14 protein-coding genes and 1 pseudogene are annotated in these 17,799 nt (G+C 61.0%); 4 read left to right on the top strand and 11 right to left on the bottom strand.

Annotation, left to right across the window (positions count from 1 at the left end; genetic code table 11):
- Positions 1-82: 82 nt before the first annotated feature.
- The 4 genes from QMX86_RS12885 to QMX86_RS12900 all read right to left on the bottom strand — a co-directional run bounded on the left by QMX86_RS12885 (position 83) and on the right by QMX86_RS12900 (position 5,297).
- On the bottom strand, positions 83-460 hold the full coding sequence (locus QMX86_RS12885; RefSeq protein ID WP_016771488.1) for a hypothetical protein: 378 nt from the start codon (positions 458-460) through the stop codon (positions 83-85).
- A 75-nt stretch (positions 461-535) separates the two neighbouring features.
- Positions 536-1,345 carry a putative RNA methyltransferase gene (locus QMX86_RS12890; protein WP_282387855.1) on the bottom strand — a complete coding sequence of 270 codons (810 nt, stop codon included), beginning with the start codon at positions 1,343-1,345 and terminating at the stop codon, positions 536-538.
- Positions 1,345-2,496, bottom strand: coding sequence for a succinyl-diaminopimelate desuccinylase (dapE, locus tag QMX86_RS12895; RefSeq protein WP_071174532.1), 1,152 nt, complete (start codon positions 2,494-2,496; stop codon positions 1,345-1,347). Before dapE ends, QMX86_RS12890 begins: the two co-directional genes overlap by 1 nt.
- 209 nt (positions 2,497-2,705) lie before the next feature.
- On the bottom strand, positions 2,706-5,297 hold the full coding sequence (locus QMX86_RS12900) for a glycosyltransferase (RefSeq protein WP_282387680.1): 2,592 nt from the start codon (positions 5,295-5,297) through the stop codon (positions 2,706-2,708).
- Positions 5,298-5,511: 214 nt separating this feature from the next.
- Here QMX86_RS12900 and tcdA point away from each other — a divergent pair, with 214 nt between their 5' ends.
- Positions 5,512-6,330: a tRNA cyclic N6-threonylcarbamoyladenosine(37) synthase TcdA gene (gene tcdA / locus QMX86_RS12905; RefSeq protein WP_282387678.1), complete on the top strand. Its 819-nt coding sequence runs from the start codon at positions 5,512-5,514 to the stop codon at positions 6,328-6,330.
- Positions 6,331-6,419: 89 nt separating this feature from the next.
- Here tcdA and QMX86_RS12910 read toward each other — a convergent pair whose 3' ends face one another.
- The 4 genes from QMX86_RS12910 to QMX86_RS12925 all read right to left on the bottom strand — a co-directional run bounded on the left by QMX86_RS12910 (position 6,420) and on the right by QMX86_RS12925 (position 9,581).
- Positions 6,420-6,824: a SufE family protein gene (locus QMX86_RS12910; protein ID WP_122505682.1), complete on the bottom strand. Its 405-nt coding sequence runs from the start codon at positions 6,822-6,824 to the stop codon at positions 6,420-6,422.
- Complete coding sequence (locus QMX86_RS12915) at positions 6,821-8,026, bottom strand: cysteine desulfurase (RefSeq protein WP_282384223.1); 1,206 nt, start codon at positions 8,024-8,026, stop codon at positions 6,821-6,823. Before QMX86_RS12915 ends, QMX86_RS12910 begins: the two co-directional genes overlap by 4 nt.
- Before the next feature lie 126 nt (positions 8,027-8,152).
- The gene (gene dapD, locus QMX86_RS12920) at positions 8,153-9,187 is read right to left on the bottom strand and encodes a 2,3,4,5-tetrahydropyridine-2,6-dicarboxylate N-succinyltransferase (protein ID WP_073476070.1); all 1,035 of its coding nucleotides are present in this window, start codon (positions 9,185-9,187) and stop codon (positions 8,153-8,155) included.
- 31 nt (positions 9,188-9,218) lie between these two features.
- Complete coding sequence (locus QMX86_RS12925; protein WP_038860603.1) at positions 9,219-9,581, bottom strand: ArsC family reductase; 363 nt, start codon at positions 9,579-9,581, stop codon at positions 9,219-9,221.
- A gap of 99 nt (positions 9,582-9,680) precedes the next feature.
- Between QMX86_RS12925 and QMX86_RS12930 the strand changes: the two are divergent.
- Together QMX86_RS12930 and QMX86_RS12935 are read left to right on the top strand one after the other, a co-directional pair.
- Positions 9,681-9,767: pseudogene (locus QMX86_RS12930) on the top strand (metal ABC transporter ATP-binding protein); the annotation flags it as partial.
- A 106-nt stretch (positions 9,768-9,873) separates the two neighbouring features.
- Positions 9,874-11,505, top strand: coding sequence for a Na+/H+ antiporter (locus tag QMX86_RS12935; RefSeq protein WP_282384228.1), 1,632 nt, complete (start codon positions 9,874-9,876; stop codon positions 11,503-11,505).
- A gap of 45 nt (positions 11,506-11,550) precedes the next feature.
- Here the strand turns inward: QMX86_RS12935 and dapC are convergent, their stop codons facing one another.
- The 3 genes from dapC to map all read right to left on the bottom strand — a co-directional run bounded on the left by dapC (position 11,551) and on the right by map (position 16,498).
- Positions 11,551-12,750: a succinyldiaminopimelate transaminase gene (dapC, locus tag QMX86_RS12940; RefSeq protein ID WP_273527123.1), complete on the bottom strand. Its 1,200-nt coding sequence runs from the start codon at positions 12,748-12,750 to the stop codon at positions 11,551-11,553.
- Positions 12,751-12,972: 222 nt separating this feature from the next.
- Positions 12,973-15,675 carry a [protein-PII] uridylyltransferase gene (locus QMX86_RS12945; RefSeq protein WP_042606977.1) on the bottom strand — a complete coding sequence of 901 codons (2,703 nt, stop codon included), beginning with the start codon at positions 15,673-15,675 and terminating at the stop codon, positions 12,973-12,975.
- Positions 15,676-15,715: 40 nt separating this feature from the next.
- The gene (map, locus tag QMX86_RS12950) at positions 15,716-16,498 is read right to left on the bottom strand and encodes a type I methionyl aminopeptidase (protein ID WP_024011828.1); all 783 of its coding nucleotides are present in this window, start codon (positions 16,496-16,498) and stop codon (positions 15,716-15,718) included.
- A 373-nt stretch (positions 16,499-16,871) separates the two neighbouring features.
- Between map and rpsB the strand changes: the two genes are divergently transcribed.
- Positions 16,872-17,609 (top strand): 30S ribosomal protein S2, encoded by a 738-nt coding sequence (rpsB, locus tag QMX86_RS12955; protein WP_003222119.1) that lies wholly within the window; start codon positions 16,872-16,874, stop codon positions 17,607-17,609.
- The last annotated feature ends 190 nt before the right edge of the window (positions 17,610-17,799 follow it).

The raw sequence follows: 17,799 nt of genomic DNA on the forward strand, positions 1-17,799 counted from the left end.
GTGTATCAGTCACCATTCATATCGACTGACACTGCGCATTCGCGAGCAGGCTCGCTCCCACATGGGCTCGACGTTGCCCTGGTTACGCGGTCTTCCAGGTGATCTCTTCTTCCCCGTCTTCGCTGATGCGAATCCAGCGATCGGCGGTTTCTTCACCTTCTTCTTCGACCCACGTCCCCGGTGCACAACGCACTTCGACGTTCAGTGCGGCAAAGGCTGCGCGGGCGCAGGCGATGTCGTCGTCCCAGGGGGTCTGGTCGCTTTCCAGGAACAGGCTGTTCCACTTGCCCACGGCTTTCGGCAGCCAGGTCACCGGCACGTTGCCGGCCTTGCACTTGTACGTCTGGCCTTTCTGCACCCAGTCGCTGCACGGGCCAAGCGCTTGGCCGAGCCAGGCGGCGATGGCCTTGTGGTCGACGTCGGCGTCTTTCAGGTAAATCTCGATGTCCGGTTGGCGCATGGATGTCCTCACTGCGGGTCTGAAAAATCCATTCGCGGATTTAGCCGGCCCCGGGCCTGTGCCCGAGACCAAAAGTTATTGAAGAACGAAATAATCGTAGCGCATCGACACGGTGGTCTCGAGCGGCTCGGCCTGCTCGATCACCGCCGCACGACGCTCGGCACTGGCACGCCAGCCGTGAGGCGTCATCGCCAACAGGTTGGCGCGGTCCTCGGGCTTGTGCAGAGTCAGCTTGAATTCCAGGGTTTCGCTGTGCGCCAAAACCATGCCTGCCGGCACCAGGGCCAGGTGCTTGTCGTCGGTGTATTCGCGCACTTCGTCGTACAGGCGTTCGCGCAATTCCATCAGATGGCCGCGGGTCGGGCCGACCTTCATCAGGCCGCCGCCGACGCTGAGCAGACGCTTGGCTTCCTCCCAGTCCAACGGACTGAAGACGCTGGCGAGAAACTGGCAACTGCCTGAAGCCAATGGCACGCGGGCCATGCTGGCGATCAACCAGGTGATCGCCGGATTGCGCTTGCAGGCGCGTTTGACCGCTTCGCGGGAGATATCCAGCGCGTAGCCATCAGCGCTCGGCAAAGCTTCGGCGATTTGCGCGGTGTAGTAACCCTCGCCACAACCGATGTCGACCCAGCGCTCCGGCGCATAACTCGCCGCCAATTCAGCCAGACGCCTGGCCACTGGCGCGTAATGCCCGGCGTTGAGGAAATCACGCCGCGCCTCGACCATCGCTTGATTGTCGCCCGGGTCGCGGCTGTTCTTGTGCTGCACCGGCAACAGGTTCAGATAACCCTGACGCGCACGGTCAAACCGATGCCCGGCGGGGCAGACCACGCCGTTGTCGACCGCGTTGAGCGGCTCACTGCAGATCGGGCACGCGAGCATCAGGCGAGCAACTTGATCAGGGTCTGGTAATAGATTTCGGTCAGCACATCGAGATCGGCTGCCAGCACGCGCTCGTTGACCTGGTGGATGGTCGCGTTGACCGGGCCCAGTTCAACCACTTGCGTGCCCATGGTCGCGATGAAGCGGCCATCGGAGGTGCCGCCGCTGGTCGACGCCTTGGTCTCGCGACCGGTGATGTCCTTGATGCTCGACGACACCGCATCGAGCAGCGCGCCCGGTTCGGTGAGGAATGGCAGGCCGGACAGCGCCCAGTCGATGTGCCAGTCCAGACCATGCTTGTCGAGGATGTCGGCAACGCGTTTCTGCAGGCCTTCGACGGTCGATTCGGTGGAGAAACGGAAGTTGAACACCGCCACCAGATCACCCGGGATCACGTTGGTCGCGCCGGTGCCGGAATTGAGGTTGGAAATCTGGAAACTGGTCGGCGGGAAGAAATCGTTGCCGTGGTCCCAGTGCTCGGCGGCCAGCTCTGCCAGCGCCGGAGCGGCGAGGTGGATCGGGTTCTTCGCCAGGTGCGGGTAGGCCACGTGGCCCTGCACGCCTTTGACCGTGAGCTTGGCACCGAGGGAGCCGCGACGGCCGTTTTTTACCACATCGCCGACCAGCGTGGTGCTCGACGGTTCGCCAACGATGCACCAGTCCAGACGCTCCTTGCGCGCGACCAGACGCTCGACCACAGCCTTGGTGCCGTGATGCGCCGGGCCTTCTTCATCGCTGGTGATGAGGAAAGCGACCTTGCCCTTGTGATTCGGATAGTCGGCGACGAAGCGTTCAGCGGCGACTGTCATCGATGCCAGGCTGCCTTTCATGTCTGCCGCGCCACGGCCGCAGAGCATGCCATGTTCGTCGATCACGGCATTGAACGGATCGATCTGCCATGCGGTAACCGGACCGGTCGGCACCACGTCGGTGTGGCCGGCGAAGCACAGCACCGGGCCGTCGTTGTTGCCATGAGTGGCCCAGAAGTTATCCACATCTTCGATGCGCATCGGCTCCAGGGTGAAACCGGCATCGCCCAGGCGCTGCATCATCTGCTTCTGGCAGTCGGCATCGATTGGGGTCACGGAAGGACGGCGGATCAGGTCGATGGCCAGTTGAAGGGTCGGCGATAGGTCGGCGTGGGCCGTCATGGAAAACTCCGGATCATGAATTTGAGCGAGGCCAATGTGGGAGCGAGCTTGCTCGCGAAAGCGGTGTAACAGGCAACATAAGGGTTGAATGTTACAAAGCCTTCGCGAGCAAGCTCGCTCCCACAGGGATAGGAGCGCGCCCGCAAAATGGCGGTTATCTTAAAGCAAAACGGCGACCATTGGCCGCCGTTTAGTGCTGCGTTGCGGATTTAGACGACCGGTGCCGGCTCAGCCTTGGCCGCAGGTTTGGGCAGCGACGACAGGAACGCCATGATCAGCGCCGCCAGATACGGCAGCGACTGCACCAGCAGCATGGTTACCCAGAAGCGCATGTCATTGCTCGGAATGCCCTGCACCAGGAAGATCCCCAGCGCCGCGCCCCACAGCAACAGCATGATGAACAGCTCCTCGCGAGCCTCGCTGATCGCCACCCAGAAACCGTGGTTGTCAGCGTTTTTCGGCGTGCGGAAGAACGGAATGCTGCTGGTGAAGAAACCGTACAGCACCGCTTTGGCGATGGTGTGCGACAACGCCAGCCCGGCCAGCGCCGCGCAGAACGCATCCTTCAGATTCACACCGACGGCGCGGCGATAAAGGAAGATGATCTTGCCGACCTTGAACACGAAAAGCGCCAGTGGCGGGATCGCGAAAATCAGCAACGGCGGATCGACCCGTTGCGGCACGATGATCATCGCCGCCGACCACAACAGCGCGCCAACGGTGAAGAAGATGTTCATGCCATCGGCGACCCACGGCAGCCAGCCGGCGAGGAAGTGATAACGCTGGCCACGGGTCAGTTCGGTGTCCTTGCCGCGCAGCAGGCTGCGGGTGTGGCGCTTGATGATCTGGATCGCGCCATACGCCCAGCGGAAACGCTGTTTCTTGAAGTCGATGAAGGTATCCGGCATCAGGCCTTTGCCGTAGCTGTCGTGGTAATACGCCGCCGACAGGCCCTTCTCGAACACGCGCAGACCGAGCTCGGCGTCTTCACATATGCACCAGTCAGCCCAGCCCAATTCTTCCAGCACGGAACGGCGGGTCATGGTCATGGTGCCGTGCTGAATGATCGCGTCACGGTCGTTGCGGGTGACCATGCCGATGTGAAAGAAGCCCTTGTATTCGGCGTAGCAGAGCTTCTTGAAGGTGCTTTCGTTCTGGTCGCGATAATCCTGCGGCGACTGCACCACGGCGATTTTCGGGTCGGCGAAGTGCGGCACCATGTGCTTGAGCCAGTTCGGGTGCACGCAGTAGTCGGAGTCGATCACCGCGATCACTTCGGCGTCCTTGGCGGTATGCGGAATCAGGTAGTTCAGTGCGCCGCCCTTGAAACCGGCCAGCGGTGAAACGTGGAAGAACTTGAAGCGCGGGCCGAGGGTTTCGCAGTAGTCGCGTACCGGTTCCCACACCGCCGGATCCTTGGTGTTGTTGTCGATGATCAGGACTTCGAAGTCGGGATAGTCGAGGGCGGCGAGGGCGTCGAGGGTCTGTTTGACCATCTCCGGTGGCTCGTTGTAGCAGGGCACGTGGATCGACACTTTCGGCCGGTAGTCGGAATCGCCCAGCACCGGCAGGAATTCCCGGCGGCGCTTGTGAATCCACACCGCTTCGGCCAGTTCATGGGCCTCGGTGAGCAGGACGATGAATACCCCGAGCGCACCGAGCGCCAGGAGAAATCCGACCGTGAGGCTGAACCACGTGCTGTATTGCTGGCTGTAGTCGTAACCGATGTACACCAGCACTGAGCCGCAGAGGAACGCGATAAACGTCAGGAACGTGCGACCGCGCTGGCGCAGCGCCGAGCCGTCGATCATCAGCAGGGTCAGCGACAGCAGCGCCAGCACCACCGAGCCGATGGCCAGCACGCGCCACTGCGGAATCGCCACCACCGGGCCTTCGAAATTGAATTTCTGCTGGCGCGCGGCGTTGAACACGCCCCAGTAGGCGCCGACCGAACCTTCATCGCTGGCCTTCCACGGCTGGTCGAACGCTTCGATCACGAAGTAGTTGAAGCCTTGGCGATTGAGCTTGTTGACCAGTGTGCGCAGGTAAATCGCCTGATCTGCCGGCGAGGCATCGGCGCCACCGCGCATGCGACCATTGCTCGGCCAGCCGACCTCGGAAAGCAGCAGCGGTTTTTTCGGAAAGAGTTTTTTCAGATCGCGGGCGCGGTCGAAGACGAACTGGCCGGCCTTGTCCACCGGAATGAATTCCCAGTAGGGCAGGACGTGGGCGGCGATCAGGTCAACGTGTTTGGCCAGTTGCGGGTATTTCTCCCAGATATGCCATTGCTCGGAGGTGGTCACCGGTACTTTTACCGCAGCGCGCACCCGATCCAGCAGAACGATCAGGGCTTCCGGGGTGATTTCCTCGCGAAACAGCGCCTCGTTGCCGACCACCACGCGCACGACGCTGCGCGAGGTGTTGGCCAGTTCGATGGCTTTGGTGATTTCCCGTTCGTTGCGTTCCTGGTCCGGGCTGATCCAGATGCCGAGGGTGACGCGCAGGCCGAATTCTTCAGCCAGTTTCGGGATGTCTCCCAGCGAACCGTCGACCGAATAGATACGGATGTTGTCGGTCAGCTTGCTCATGATTTCCAGGTCACGGCGCATTTCATCGTCAGACGGATACTGATCCTTCTGTGGGAATTGCCCCTGCTGGAATGGCGAATACGAGAAGCCGGAGATTTGCTGCGGCCAGTTCGGCGCCGTGACCGGGCGATTGACCAGCGCCCAGAAACCGGTGAACAAGGCAGCGATGGCCAGCACCACCACCAGGTTGAGTCCAAATTTACGCGATGACATAGCTGTTTCGGGTTCCAAAGGCTGTGGAACGAAGGATCGGTCGGATAGACGCCCGAGGGGCGCGCATCCTACACCGGCGGTTAACCAGCCGTACAACTGACGGGAAAATGCCTGACATTGGGCAGCCGTCTCTGACTTAAGTTCTTACACTTGTCGCTTGCAGCTTAAAACTTGTCGCTGCGTGGCCCTATAATGCGCGCCGGTTTTTGGGGTAATGGTCATGAGTACAGAAGATCCGCGGTTTGCAGGCATCGCCCGTTTGTATGGCATCGAGGGCCTGGAACGCTTGCGCGCCGCCCATGTGGCGATCGTCGGCGTTGGTGGCGTCGGTTCTTGGGCGGCGGAAGCCATCGCCCGTTGCGGGGTTGGCGAGATATCGCTGTTCGACCTCGACGACGTCTGCGTCAGCAATGCCAACCGCCAGTTGCATGCGCTGGACAGCACCGTCGGCAAACCCAAGGTCGAGGTGATGGCCGAGCGTCTGCGCGGGATCAATCCTGATTGCACGGTGCACGCCGTGGCCGATTTCGTCACCCGCGACACCATGGCCGAATACATCACGCCGAACATCGACTGCGTGATCGACTGCATCGATGCGGTCAATGCCAAAGCGGCGCTGATCGCTTGGTGCAAACGCCGCAAGATCCAGATCATCACCACCGGCGGCGCGGGCGGGCAGATCGATCCGACGCTGATTCAGGTCTGCGACTTGAACCGTACCTTTAACGATCCGCTGGCCTCGAAAGTCCGTTCGACGTTGCGCCGGGACTACGGCTTTTCCCGCACCGTGACCCGCCACTACAGCGTGCCGTGTGTGTTTTCCACCGAACAGCTGCGCTACCCGAAACCGGACGGCAGCATTTGTCTGCAGAAGAGTTTTGTCGGCGACGGCGTGAAGCTCGACTGCGCCGGCGGGTTTGGCGCGGTGATGATGGTTACCGCGACGTTTGGCATGGTCGCGGCGACCAAGGCTGTGGACAAGATTGTCGCTGGTGTTCGGCGCCCGGCGGACCGGGTCAAGCCTCAAGCCTGAGGGTATTAATGAGGGCCTCTTCGCGAGCAGGCTCGCTCCCACAGGGAAATGCATTTCCATTGTGGGAGCGAGCCTGCTCGCGAAGGCGATTAGCGCGCCAACTCATTCATCCGCTGGAGCACCGCATTCAGGCCATTGCTGCGCGAAGGCGACAACTGCCGCGACAACCCCAGCTGATTGAACCACTCCGGCAGATCCAGCTGCTGCAACTCCGCCGCCGACAAGCCGTTGACCCGCAACAGCAGCAACGCCACCAACCCGCGAATCATCCGCGCATCGCTGCTCGCCTTGAACTGCCAGTGCCCGTCGCGCAACTCACCGACCAGCCATACCTGACTCTCACAGCCATGCACCCGGTTGGCCTCGCACTTTTGCGCGTCATCCAGCGCCGGCAAGCGATCGCCAAACTGCATCAGCAACCGCGCCCGCTGTTCCCAGCCCGCCGCAGTCTGAAACGTCTGCAGCGCTTCGGCCGCTTCCACCGGCAGGCTCATCGCAACATCTCCAGCGCCTGATCCAGCGCCTCGAAAAAGCGCTCCAGATCTTCCGAATCGTTATACAGCGCCAGCGACACGCGAATCGCGCCGGCCAGTTCGAAGCTTTTCATCAGCGGCATGGCGCAGTGATGCCCCGCACGCACGGCGATGCCTTGTTCGGTAAGCAGATGCGCCAGATCAGCGTTGTGCACGCCTTCGACGACAAAACTGGCCAGCGCCAGTTGCGGCTTGCCCAGCAGGCGAATGCCATTGCGGGCGGCGAGGCCGCGCAACAGGTAGTCGTGCAGCGCCGCTTCGTGGGCAGACACGGCTTGCTGATCCAGTCCAGCCAGATAATCCAGCGTGGCGCCGAGGCCGATGACACTGGCGATCGGCGGTGTGCCCGCCTCGAACCCCAACGGCGCCGGGCGGAAGCGCGAATCCTGATAGTTGGCGTCGAGCACCATCTCGCCGCCGAATTGCCAATGCTGCAATTGCTCCAGCGCAGCGTTGCGCCCGAACAGCACGCCGAGGCCATCGGGGCCGTAGAGCTTGTGGCTGGAAAACACATAGAAGTCGCAACCCAGCGCCTGCACGTCATGCCGGCCGTGCACCACGCCTTGCGCGCCATCGACTACCGTCAGCGCGTTCTGCGCCTTGGCCATGCCGAGCAAAGCGGTCAGCGGTTGCCAGGCACCAAGGACGTTGGACAGCTGACTGACTGCCAGCAAACGCGTGCGCGGGCCGATCAGGTGTACGGCAGCGCCGAGGTCGATCAGGCCGTCGGCATCCAGCGGCAGGATCACCAGTTTCAGATTGCGACGTTGCGCCAGTTGCTGCCACGGCAGCAGGTTGGCGTGATGCTCCAGGGCGCTGATGACAATCTCATCGCCCGGCTGAAACAGAGGCTCCAGACCATAAGCCAGCAGATTCAGCGCGCTGGTGGCGCCGTGGGTGAAGATGATTTGCCCGCTGTCACCGGCATTCAGCCATTGGCCAACCTTGCGCCGACTGTCTTCGAACGCTTGCGTCGCGTGGGCACCGGGCAGGTGTTGCGCACGATGCACATTGGCCGCGCCGTTGGCGTAGTAATGCGTCAGTGCGTCGAGCAGGGCCTGGGGTTTTTGCGTGGTGGCGGCGCTGTCCAGATAGGTCTGGTCTTGCCGTTGCAGGGCGGCGAGAGCCGGGAAATCGGCGCGCCAGGGGGAGGGGATCATCATGGGTTCAGCCCTGTGAAATTGGGCGGGGTGTACGCCAAACCTTGTGGGAGCGAACCTGCTCGCGAAAGCGTCATTGAGGACGCCAGAAGTTTCGCGAGCAGACTCGCTCCCACAGGCCTACAGCGCTTAGTTGTGAGCGTGCAGCGCTTCGTTCAGTTCGATCGCCGATTTGTGGGTCTTGCACTCCACAGCACCGGTTTCCGAATTACGACGGAACAGCAGGTCAGTCTGACCAGCCAGCTCACGCGCCTTCACAACCTTGACCAGATTGTTGTGCTCGTCCAGCAGCGCAACCTTGGTGCCAGCGGTGACGTACAGGCCCGACTCCACAGTGTTGCGGTCGCCCAACGGAATGCCGATACCGGCGTTGGCGCCGATCAGGCAGCCTTCGCCGACCTTGATCACGATGTTGCCACCGCCCGACAGGGTGCCCATGGTCGAGCAACCGCCGCCCAGGTCCGAACCCTTGCCGACGAAGACGCCAGCGGAAACGCGGCCTTCGATCATGCCCGGGCCTTCGGTGCCGGCGTTGAAGTTGATGAAACCTTCGTGCATGACGGTGGTGCCTTCGCCGACATAGGCGCCCAGACGCAGACGTGCAGCATCAGCGATACGCACGCCGGCCGGTACCACGTAGTCGGTCATTTTCGGGAACTTGTCCACCGAGAACACTTCCAGCAGCTCGCCGCGCAGGCGCGCTTCGAGTTGCATTTCCGCCAGTTCGCTCAGGTCGATCGCGCCCTGGCTGGTCCACGCCACGTTCGGCAGCAGCGGGAAGATACCGGCCAGGCTCACGCCGTGCGGCTTGACCAGACGGTGCGAGAGCAGATGCAGCTTGAGGTAGGCCTCAGGCGTGGAGGTCAGTTGCGCGTCTTCGGCCAGCAGCGTGGCGACCAGCGGCTTGTGGCTTTCGGCCAGGCGGGTCAGCAGCTTGCCTTGCACGGCGTCGATGCCTTTCACGGCTTCAGCCAGTTGCGCGGCCTGGGCGGTGGTGAAGGTGATGGCCTGGTTGCCTTCGCTGTAACCGAGGATCGGCGCAACAGCCGCGACCAGTTCGGCCGAAGGGTTGAGCAGTGGCTGTGCGTAGAACACTTCCAGCCATGCGCCTTGACGGTTCTGGGTGCCGACACCAAAGGCGATGCTGAACAGGGAATTGGACATGTGAATACCTCTACAAAGAGTGACGGGCTGCTTACTTCAGAGCGGCCGCGTAGATATCTGGCTTGAAGCCAATCAGGGTTCGGTCACCGAGATCGAGCACCGGGCGCTTGATCATCGAGGGTTGTGCGAGCATCAGTTCGATGGCTTTCGCCTGGTCGAGATCGGCTTTGCGTTCGTCGTCGAGTTTGCGAAAGGTCGTGCCGGCGCGGTTCAGCACGGTTTGCCAGCCGTGCTCGTCGCACCATTGGGTCAGGTGCTCACGGTCAATGCCGGCGGTCTTGTAATCGTGAAAGTCATAACTGACAGCGTGTTCATCGAGCCAGGTGCGCGCCTTTTTCATGGTGTCGCAGGCTTTGATGCCGAAAAGGTGCAACGTTTTACTTGAAACGGCCAAGGAATCGCCCCCTTTACAGGTGCTGGAAAAAAATGGTGACGGATTATGCCATGACCGGACGGTTTCGTCGGCCACGGTTGTCGTAACGCTGTAAAACCTGTGGGAGCGAGCTTGCTCGCGAAGGGGGCCTTTCAGTCAATTTCTGTGCTGAATGACACACCGCATTCGCGAGCAAGCTCGCTCCCACATTTAGTCCGGCGTCTGGCCGTGCGACATAGGTGCAACGGTCAGCCACAGCCTAAGGCGCTAATATGGCAGTTCAACGCTGTCGATCGCCTGAGATTCTGGTTTTATGCAAACTGCTTACACCGTCCTCATCCTGCTGATGCTGGTCAGCGTCTCGCGACTGGTCGGGCGGGTCATCCCGCTGCCATTGCCGCTGGTGCAAATCGCCGCCGGTGCCTTGCTCGCCTGGCCGACCCTGGGGCTGCACGTCGCCCTCGACCCGGAATTGTTCCTGTTTCTGTTCCTGCCGCCGCTGCTGTTTTCCGATGGCTGGCGCATGCCCAAACGCGCCTTCTGGCAATTGCGTGGACCGATCCTGACCCTGGCCGTCGGCCTTGTTCTGTTCACCGTGGTCGGTGCCGGCTATTTCATTCATTGGCTATTGCCAACGATTCCGTTGCCGGTGGCCTTTGCCCTGGCAGCGGTTTTGTCGCCAACGGACGCCGTGGCGGTTTCAGCGATTTCGCAGAACCGTCTCCCGACGCCGCTGATGCACATCCTTCAGGGCGAGGCGCTGATGAATGACGCCTCAGGCCTGGTGACCTTCAAGTTCGCCCTCGCTGCAGCGGTCACGGGCGTGTTTTCGCTGACCAATGCCAGTCTGACCTTCGTCGCGGTCGCGCTCGGTGGTCTGGCGGTCGGTGTGGCGTTGAGCTGGCTGGTCGGACGCCTGCGCGCGTGGATGATCGCCCGGGGCTGGGACGATCCGGCCACTCACGTGGTGTTCATGTTGCTGCTGCCGTTCGCCGCTTATGTACTGGCCGAACGTCTGGGCGCTTCAGGGATTCTCTCGGCGGTGGCAGCGGGGATGATGCAGAGCTGGCTCGATCTGTTGCCACGCCAGACCAGCACGCGATTGCTTAATCGCAGCGTTTGGGCGCTGCTCGAATTTGCGTTCAATGGCTTGATCTTCCTGCTGCTTGGCCTGCAATTGCCAGACATCATCAAGGCGGTGGTCAGCCATGAGCCGACGCTGTGGCCGACGCTGTTCTATCGCTGCCTCGATGTGTTGGCGATCTTCGTCGCGCTGGTGCTGCTGCGGTTCATCTGGGTGCAAAGCATCTGGCGCTTGTCGGTGTTGCTGCGCCGAGTGCGCGGCAAGGGCGAGCTGACGCAAGTGCCGACGGCGCGTTCATGCTGGTTGCTGACGGTGGGCGGTGTGCGCGGGGCGGTGACGCTGGCGGGCGTGATGTCGGTGCCGATGCTGATCGGCGCCGAGGCTTTTCCTGAACGCGACTTGCTGATCTTCATTGCTGCCGGGGTGATTCTGCTGTCGCTGGTCTCGGCCTGTATCGCGCTGCCCTTGCTGCTGCGCGGCATCGACAAAAGTCCCGACGACAAGCGTCGTCAGGAGGTGCGCGACGCATGGCGCAAGCCGGCCGAAGCGGCGATTCACTCGCTGGAAAGCGAAGAAGTGGTCCCACAGGATGCCGCTCAAGCGGCGCTGGCGGCGGAGCTCAAGGCGCGGATCATGTCCGAATATCGCCATCAACTTGATGTATTCAACGATTCCGCCGAAGCCCAGGCGCTGGCATTCCAGATGGATCTGCTTGAGCGTCGCCTGCGTTTGAAAGCGCTGCGCGCGCAACGTCTGGAACTCTACAGCCTCAGTCGTCAGCACCAGATCGGTGATGACGTGTTGCGAGAAGTGCTCGGGGAACTGGATTTGAGCGAGGCCAATCTGGGGCAGGTCAAATAACCGCTTGAGCGCTTGCAGCAGGGGACTGCCGCAAGCGCTCCGTGATCACTTCTGGCGGGTGATGAAGTCACGAATCCGTTCGGCGGCTTCGACGCATTCCGCCAGCGGCGCAACCAGCGCCATGCGCACACGCCCGGCGCCAGGATTGACGCCATCGACATCGCGAGACAGATACGAGCCCGGCACCACGGTCACGTGTTCCTGCTCGAACAGATCGCGGCAGAACGCCGCATCATCGCCCTGCACATTCGGCCACAGATAGAAGCTGCCATCCGGGCGCTGTACGTCCATGACCGGGCTGAGAATGTTCAGCACCGCATCGAACTTCTCGCGATACAGCGCACGGTTGGCGCGCACATGCACTTCGTCATTCCACGCGGCAACGCTGGCCAGTTGAGTCTGTACCGGCATCGCGCAGCCGTGGTAAGTGCGATAGAGCAGGAAACCCTTGAGGATGTCGGCATTGCCGGCAACGAAGCCTGAACGCAGGCCCGGAAGGTTGGAGCGCTTGGACAGGCTGTGAAAGACCACGCAGCGCTTGAAGTCATTGCGGCCCAGTTCGACGCAGGCGCTGAGCAGGCCTGGCGGCGGGGTTTGTTCGTCGAAGTACAGTTCGCTGTAGCACTCGTCGGCGGCAATGACGAAGTCGTACTGATCAGCCAAGGCGATCAGCTTCTTCAGGGTCTCAACCGGAATCAGCGCGCCGGTCGGGTTGCCCGGCGAGCACAGGAACAGAATCTGGCAACGCTGCCAGATATCCGGTGCTACCGCGTCGAAGTCCGGGTTGAAGCCGTTTTCATCCAGGCATGGCAGGTAATGCGGCTTGGCCCCGGCGAGGAACGCCGCGCCTTCGTAGATCTGATAGAACGGGTTCGGGCTGACCACCAGCGCATCGTCGCCACGGTTGACCACGGTCTGGGTGAAGGCGAACAGCGCTTCACGGGTGCCGTTGACCGGTAGCACATTGCGCGCCGGATCGATCCAGCCGTTCGGCACGCCAAAACGACGCTCGCACCAGCCGGCGATGGCTTCGCGCAGGGCCGGGATGCCGAGGGTGGTCGGGTACACCGCCATCTGATCCAGACTGTTCGCCAGCGCTTCGGCGACAAAGCTCGGCGAACGGTGTTTCGGCTCGCCGATCGACAGGGCGATCGGGCGTTTGTCCGGGTTCGGCGTAACGCTGCCGAGCAGGGCGCGGAGCTTTTCGAACGGGTACGGCTGGAGCTGGTTCAGAGCGTTGTTCATGGGGGCCTCTTTTAAATGCTCAAGAGCTTTCTGTGGCGAGGGGATTTATCCCCGTTGGGCTGCGCAGCGGCCCCAAAACCATTCACTGCGGTTCAACTGAATGTCCGCATACACAGGTTTTACGACTGCTTCGCAGCCGAACGGGGATAAAGCCCCTCGCCACAGGGGATTGTATGTACCGGAGGAAAGCATGGGCTGCATTCACATGGATAAACGGGTGATTCAGATACTGATCCGCGAAAGTTTGATATCCGGTTCCTGATTGACGCTCAGCTGTTCGACGATCGCATCCTGCAGACGGCTGCACAGCAGCGGATCAGACAGCGGCTGGTTGTGCGCGTCGGTGATGAAGAACACGTCTTCCACGCGCTCGCCCAGGGTCGCAATCTTGGCGTTCTGCAGCGACAGATCGAACTCGAGGAAAATCCCCCCGACCCGCGCCAGCAGGCCCGGCCGGTCAGGCGCCGTCAGTTCCAGCACGGTCACCGGACGCTGGGCGTCGTTGTGGATCGTTACTTGCGGGGCGAAGGCGAAGTGTTTGAGCTGGCGCGGCACACGGCGCTGGATGATCGTCGGGTAGTCGTCCGGGTTGCGCAGCGCTTCGGTCAGGCCTTCGCGGATCTGCTTGATCCGCGCGGGGTTGTCGCCGATCGATTCGCCTTCGTTGTCGAGCACGATGTAGGTGTCGAGAGTGAACTGGCTGCTCGAGGTGATGACCCGGGCGTCGTGAATGTTCAGGTTGAGCTGGTCCATCGCCGCCACGGTCACGGCGAAGAAATCGTGCTGGTCCGGTGCATAAATGAAGATCTGCGTGCCGCCCTCGAACTCGCGCTGGGTGGTTTCCTTGATCAGCACCAGCGGCCCGCCATCAACCGGTTGCTGCAGGATCGCGTCGCTGTGCCAGGCTACATCGCCGGCGGTGTGACGCAGGAAATAGTCATCGCCCAATTGCGCCCACAGTTGCTCGACGTCGTCCGGATCGGTGCCGCCGCGCACCAGAATGTCCAGCGCTGCACTTTGCGTCTGACGGATCTGTTCTTCGCGGTCCACCGGATTTTCCAGACCCCGGCGCAGGGCGCGCTTGGTTTCGGTGTAGAGCTGGCGCAACAGGCTCGCGCGCCATGAATTCCACAGCGTCGGGTTGGTCGCGTTGATATCGGCCACGGTCAGCACGTAGAGGTAGTCGAGGCGTGTTTCGTCGCCGACCGCTTGAGCGAAATCGTGGATCACCTGCGGGTCGGACAGATCCTTGCGCTGCGCAGTGGTGGACATCACCAGGTGGTTCTGCACCAGCCAGACGATCAGGCGGCTGTCCCACACCGGCAACTGGTGACGCTGGCAGAACGCCTCGGCATCGACCGCGCCGATCTCCGAGTGATCGCCATGCCGGCCCTTGCCGATGTCGTGGTACAGGCCGGCCATGTAGATCAGCTCAGGCTTGGGCAGCTTGGCCATGAGCTTGGCCGCCAGCGGAAATTTCTCCGAAACCTGGGTGTACTGCAGTTTGCGCAGGTGTTTGATCAGATTCAGCGTGTGCGCATCGACCGTATAGATGTGGAACAGGTCGTGCTGCATCTGCCCGACGATAAAACCGAACTCCGGCAGATAACGCCCGAGAATGCCGTAACGGTTCATCCGCCGCAGATTGCGGTGGATGCCGATCTTGCACTTGAACAGCTCGATGAACAGGCTGGTGTTGCGGATATCGTTGCGGAAGTTGTCATCGATCAGATGACGATGTTCGCGCAGCAGACGAATGGTGTCGGCACGCACGCCTTTGATTTCCGGCTGCTGGGCCATCAGCACGAAAATCTCCAGCATGGCGAACGGGGTGCGGCGGAACACATTGTCATTGCGCGCCTCGATGTAGCCGTCATGCAGCTGGAAGCGCGAATTGATCGGTTGCGGCGGCGCCTCGTCTTCCGGAGCGAGGATGACTTCCTCGAAGTGCTGGATGATCAAGTCGCTTAACTGGGCGATGCTCATCACCGTGCGGAAGTATTGCTGCATGAAGTTTTCGACCGCCTGTTTGGCGTCGTCTCCTTCAAAGCCGAGCAGGCCGGCAATGGTGCGTTGATGATCGAACAGCAAGCGGTCTTCGGAGCGGCCGGCGAGCATGTGCAGCGCGTAGCGCACTTTCCAGAGGAATTCCTGGGAGGAGGCAAGCAGGGCGTTTTCGCTTTCGACCAGAAAGCCTTCGCCAGCGAGGGCGCGCAGGTTCAGCGTGCCGTACTGACGCCGGGCCACCCACAAAATGGTCTGAATATCGCGCAGGCCGCCGGGCGAACCTTTGACGTTCGGTTCAAGGTTGTATTCGGTGTCATTGTATTTGTGGTGACGTGCTTTCTGTTCCGCACGCTTGGCCAGGAAGAACTCCTTGGCCGGCCACATGTGCGCGGTGCTGGTCACTTCGATCATGCGCTGACGCAGACGCTCGGGGCCGCAGATGGTGCGGCTTTCCATCAGGTTGGTGACCACAGTCAGGTCGGCGCGGGCCTCTTCTGCGCATTCGTCGACCGAGCGCACGCTCTGGCCGACCTCTAGACCGATGTCCCACAGCAGCGTCAGAAAACGCTCGATGGAATCGCGGAAAACTTCGTGGTCGGCACTGTCGAGCAGGATCAGCAGATCAATGTCGGAATACGGGTGCAACTCGCCGCGACCGTAGCCGCCCACTGCCACCAGAGCGATGTCGGCGTCTTCGCTCCAGTTGAACTGCTCCCAAGCCTTTTGCAGGATGTTGTCGACAAACCAGGCGCGGTCCTCGATCAGCCGGCGGATGTCGCGGCCATTGCGAAAACGCGTGTCGAGGACCTCGCGGGCCTGGCGGATCGCCTTCTTGAACGCCGCGATAGGACTCGCTTTGAGGGCCAGTTCAGCCTGGAACTGGCCGCGGTCGAAGAGTTCGGGATCCACCTGCGGCATCGATTGGCTTTCCTTCTATAGGCTGGGAGCGTTCTGGGTGTCAGGCCGAGATACGCGGGATGGTGTCATCGCTGCGCAAAGTGAAAATCTCGTAGCCGGTGTCGGTGACCAGCAGGGTGTGTTCCCACTGGGCCGAGAGCTTGCGGTCTTTGGTGATCGCGGTCCAGCCGTCGCCGAGAACCTTGGTGTCGGCCTTGCCCTGGTTGATCATCGGCTCGATGGTGAAGGTCATGCCTGCCTTCAATTCCATGCCAGTGCCGGCGCGACCGTAGTGCAGGATCTGCGGCTCTTCGTGGAAGACCTTGCCGATGCCGTGGCCGCAGAACTCGCGCACCACCGAGAAACCGTTCTTTTCCGCGTGCTTCTGGATCACTTCACCGATGTCGCCGAGGCGGCAGCCAGGTTTGACGATCTCGATGGCCTTGTACATGCATTCCTGGGTGACCTGCGACAGGCGCTCGGCCCAGACCGGTACCTCGCCGACGTGGAACATGCGGCTGGTATCGCCGTGGTAGCCGTCTTTGATCACCGTGACGTCGATGTTCAGGGTGTCGCCGTTTTTCAGCGGTTTGTCGTTCGGAATGCCGTGGCAGACCACATGGTTGATCGAAGTGCAAATCGACTTCGGGTAGCCCTTGTAGTTGAGCGGCGCGGGGATGGCCTGCTGCACGTTGACGATGTAGTCATGGCAGATCTGGTTGAGCTGATCAGTGGTCACGCCCGGTTTGACATGTTCGGCAATCATTTCCAGCACATCGGCGGCCAGTTTGCCGGCGACACGCATGCCAGCGATGTCCTCGGGGGTTTTGAGGTTGACGGTCATACAGGCTCTCTCTGCGCTCGGCGGCGCTTACGGATACGAATTGGGTGGCAAGCGTACATTTTGCGACCCTGAAAAACGCGATTCTACCAGACGAGAGGCGCAAATCCGCGCCTGCATGTCTGGCTTGTGTCTATACAATGGTGCCCATCGAGCCGATTCCAAGGGGGCTGCGCCCATGTCCTTGGTGCGAATACAGATTCCGGGTTCCGTTTCTGCGCACCCTGTGGTATAAAATGCGCCGCTTTCCGGGGATGCCCCGAAAAGCTTAAATCCACACACGTGTCGACACGATGACCTGGGTGCCTTGGGCTTTATGCCTCTGGTTGGTCATTGGGATACGTGGAGGCCAAACCCGACTTATCAAGGAACTATCATGTCCCAAGTCAACATGCGCGATATGCTGAAGGCCGGTGTGCACTTCGGTCACCAAACCCGTTACTGGAATCCGAAAATGGGCAAGTACATTTTCGGCGCGCGTAACAAGATTCACATCATCAACCTTGAAAAAACCCTGCCAATGTTCAACGAAGCTCTGACTTTCGTAGAGCGTCTGGCCCAGGGCAAAAACAAGATTCTGTTCGTCGGCACCAAGCGTTCCGCTGGCAAGATCGTTGCTGAAGAAGCAGCACGTTGCGGTTCGCCGTACGTCGATCACCGCTGGTTGGGCGGCATGCTGACCAACTTCAAGACCATTCGTGCTTCCATCAAGCGTCTGCGTGACCTTGAAGTTCAAGCCGAAGACGGTACTTTTGCCAAGCTGACCAAGAAAGAAGCGCTGATGCGCTCCCGTGATCTTGAGAAGCTGGATCGTTCGCTGGGCGGCATCAAGGACATGGGCGGTCTGCCAGACGCACTGTTCGTGATCGACGTTGACCACGAGCGCATCGCGATCACCGAAGCCAACAAGCTGGGCATCCCGGTCATCGGCGTTGTCGATACCAACAGCAGCCCGGAAGGCGTTGACTACATCATCCCAGGCAACGATGACGCCATCCGCGCTATCCAGCTGTACATGGGTTCGATGGCTGACGCAGTTATCCGTGGTCGCAACAATGTTGCTGGCGGTACTGTTGAATTCGCAGCTGAAGAAACTCAGGCTGCAGCTGAGTAATCGACGCCCCTGGCGTTGACTCAGTAAGCAAAAAGGGGGCTTGGCCCCCTTTTTGCCACCTCGAAAACCATTTGTCGGCGCCCACGTCTGTATTTGTCATGTGCGGCAGCCAACATGGGTGGTTCGGGAAGAATTGAACGCCCGTTCGATCGGGTGGAATGGTTGAAAACCTATCCAAGAGGAATTTGAA

This window comes from Pseudomonas sp. PS01270 (assembly GCF_029959775.1).
Taxonomy (GTDB): Bacteria; Pseudomonadota; Gammaproteobacteria; order Pseudomonadales; family Pseudomonadaceae; genus Aquipseudomonas; species Aquipseudomonas atacamensis.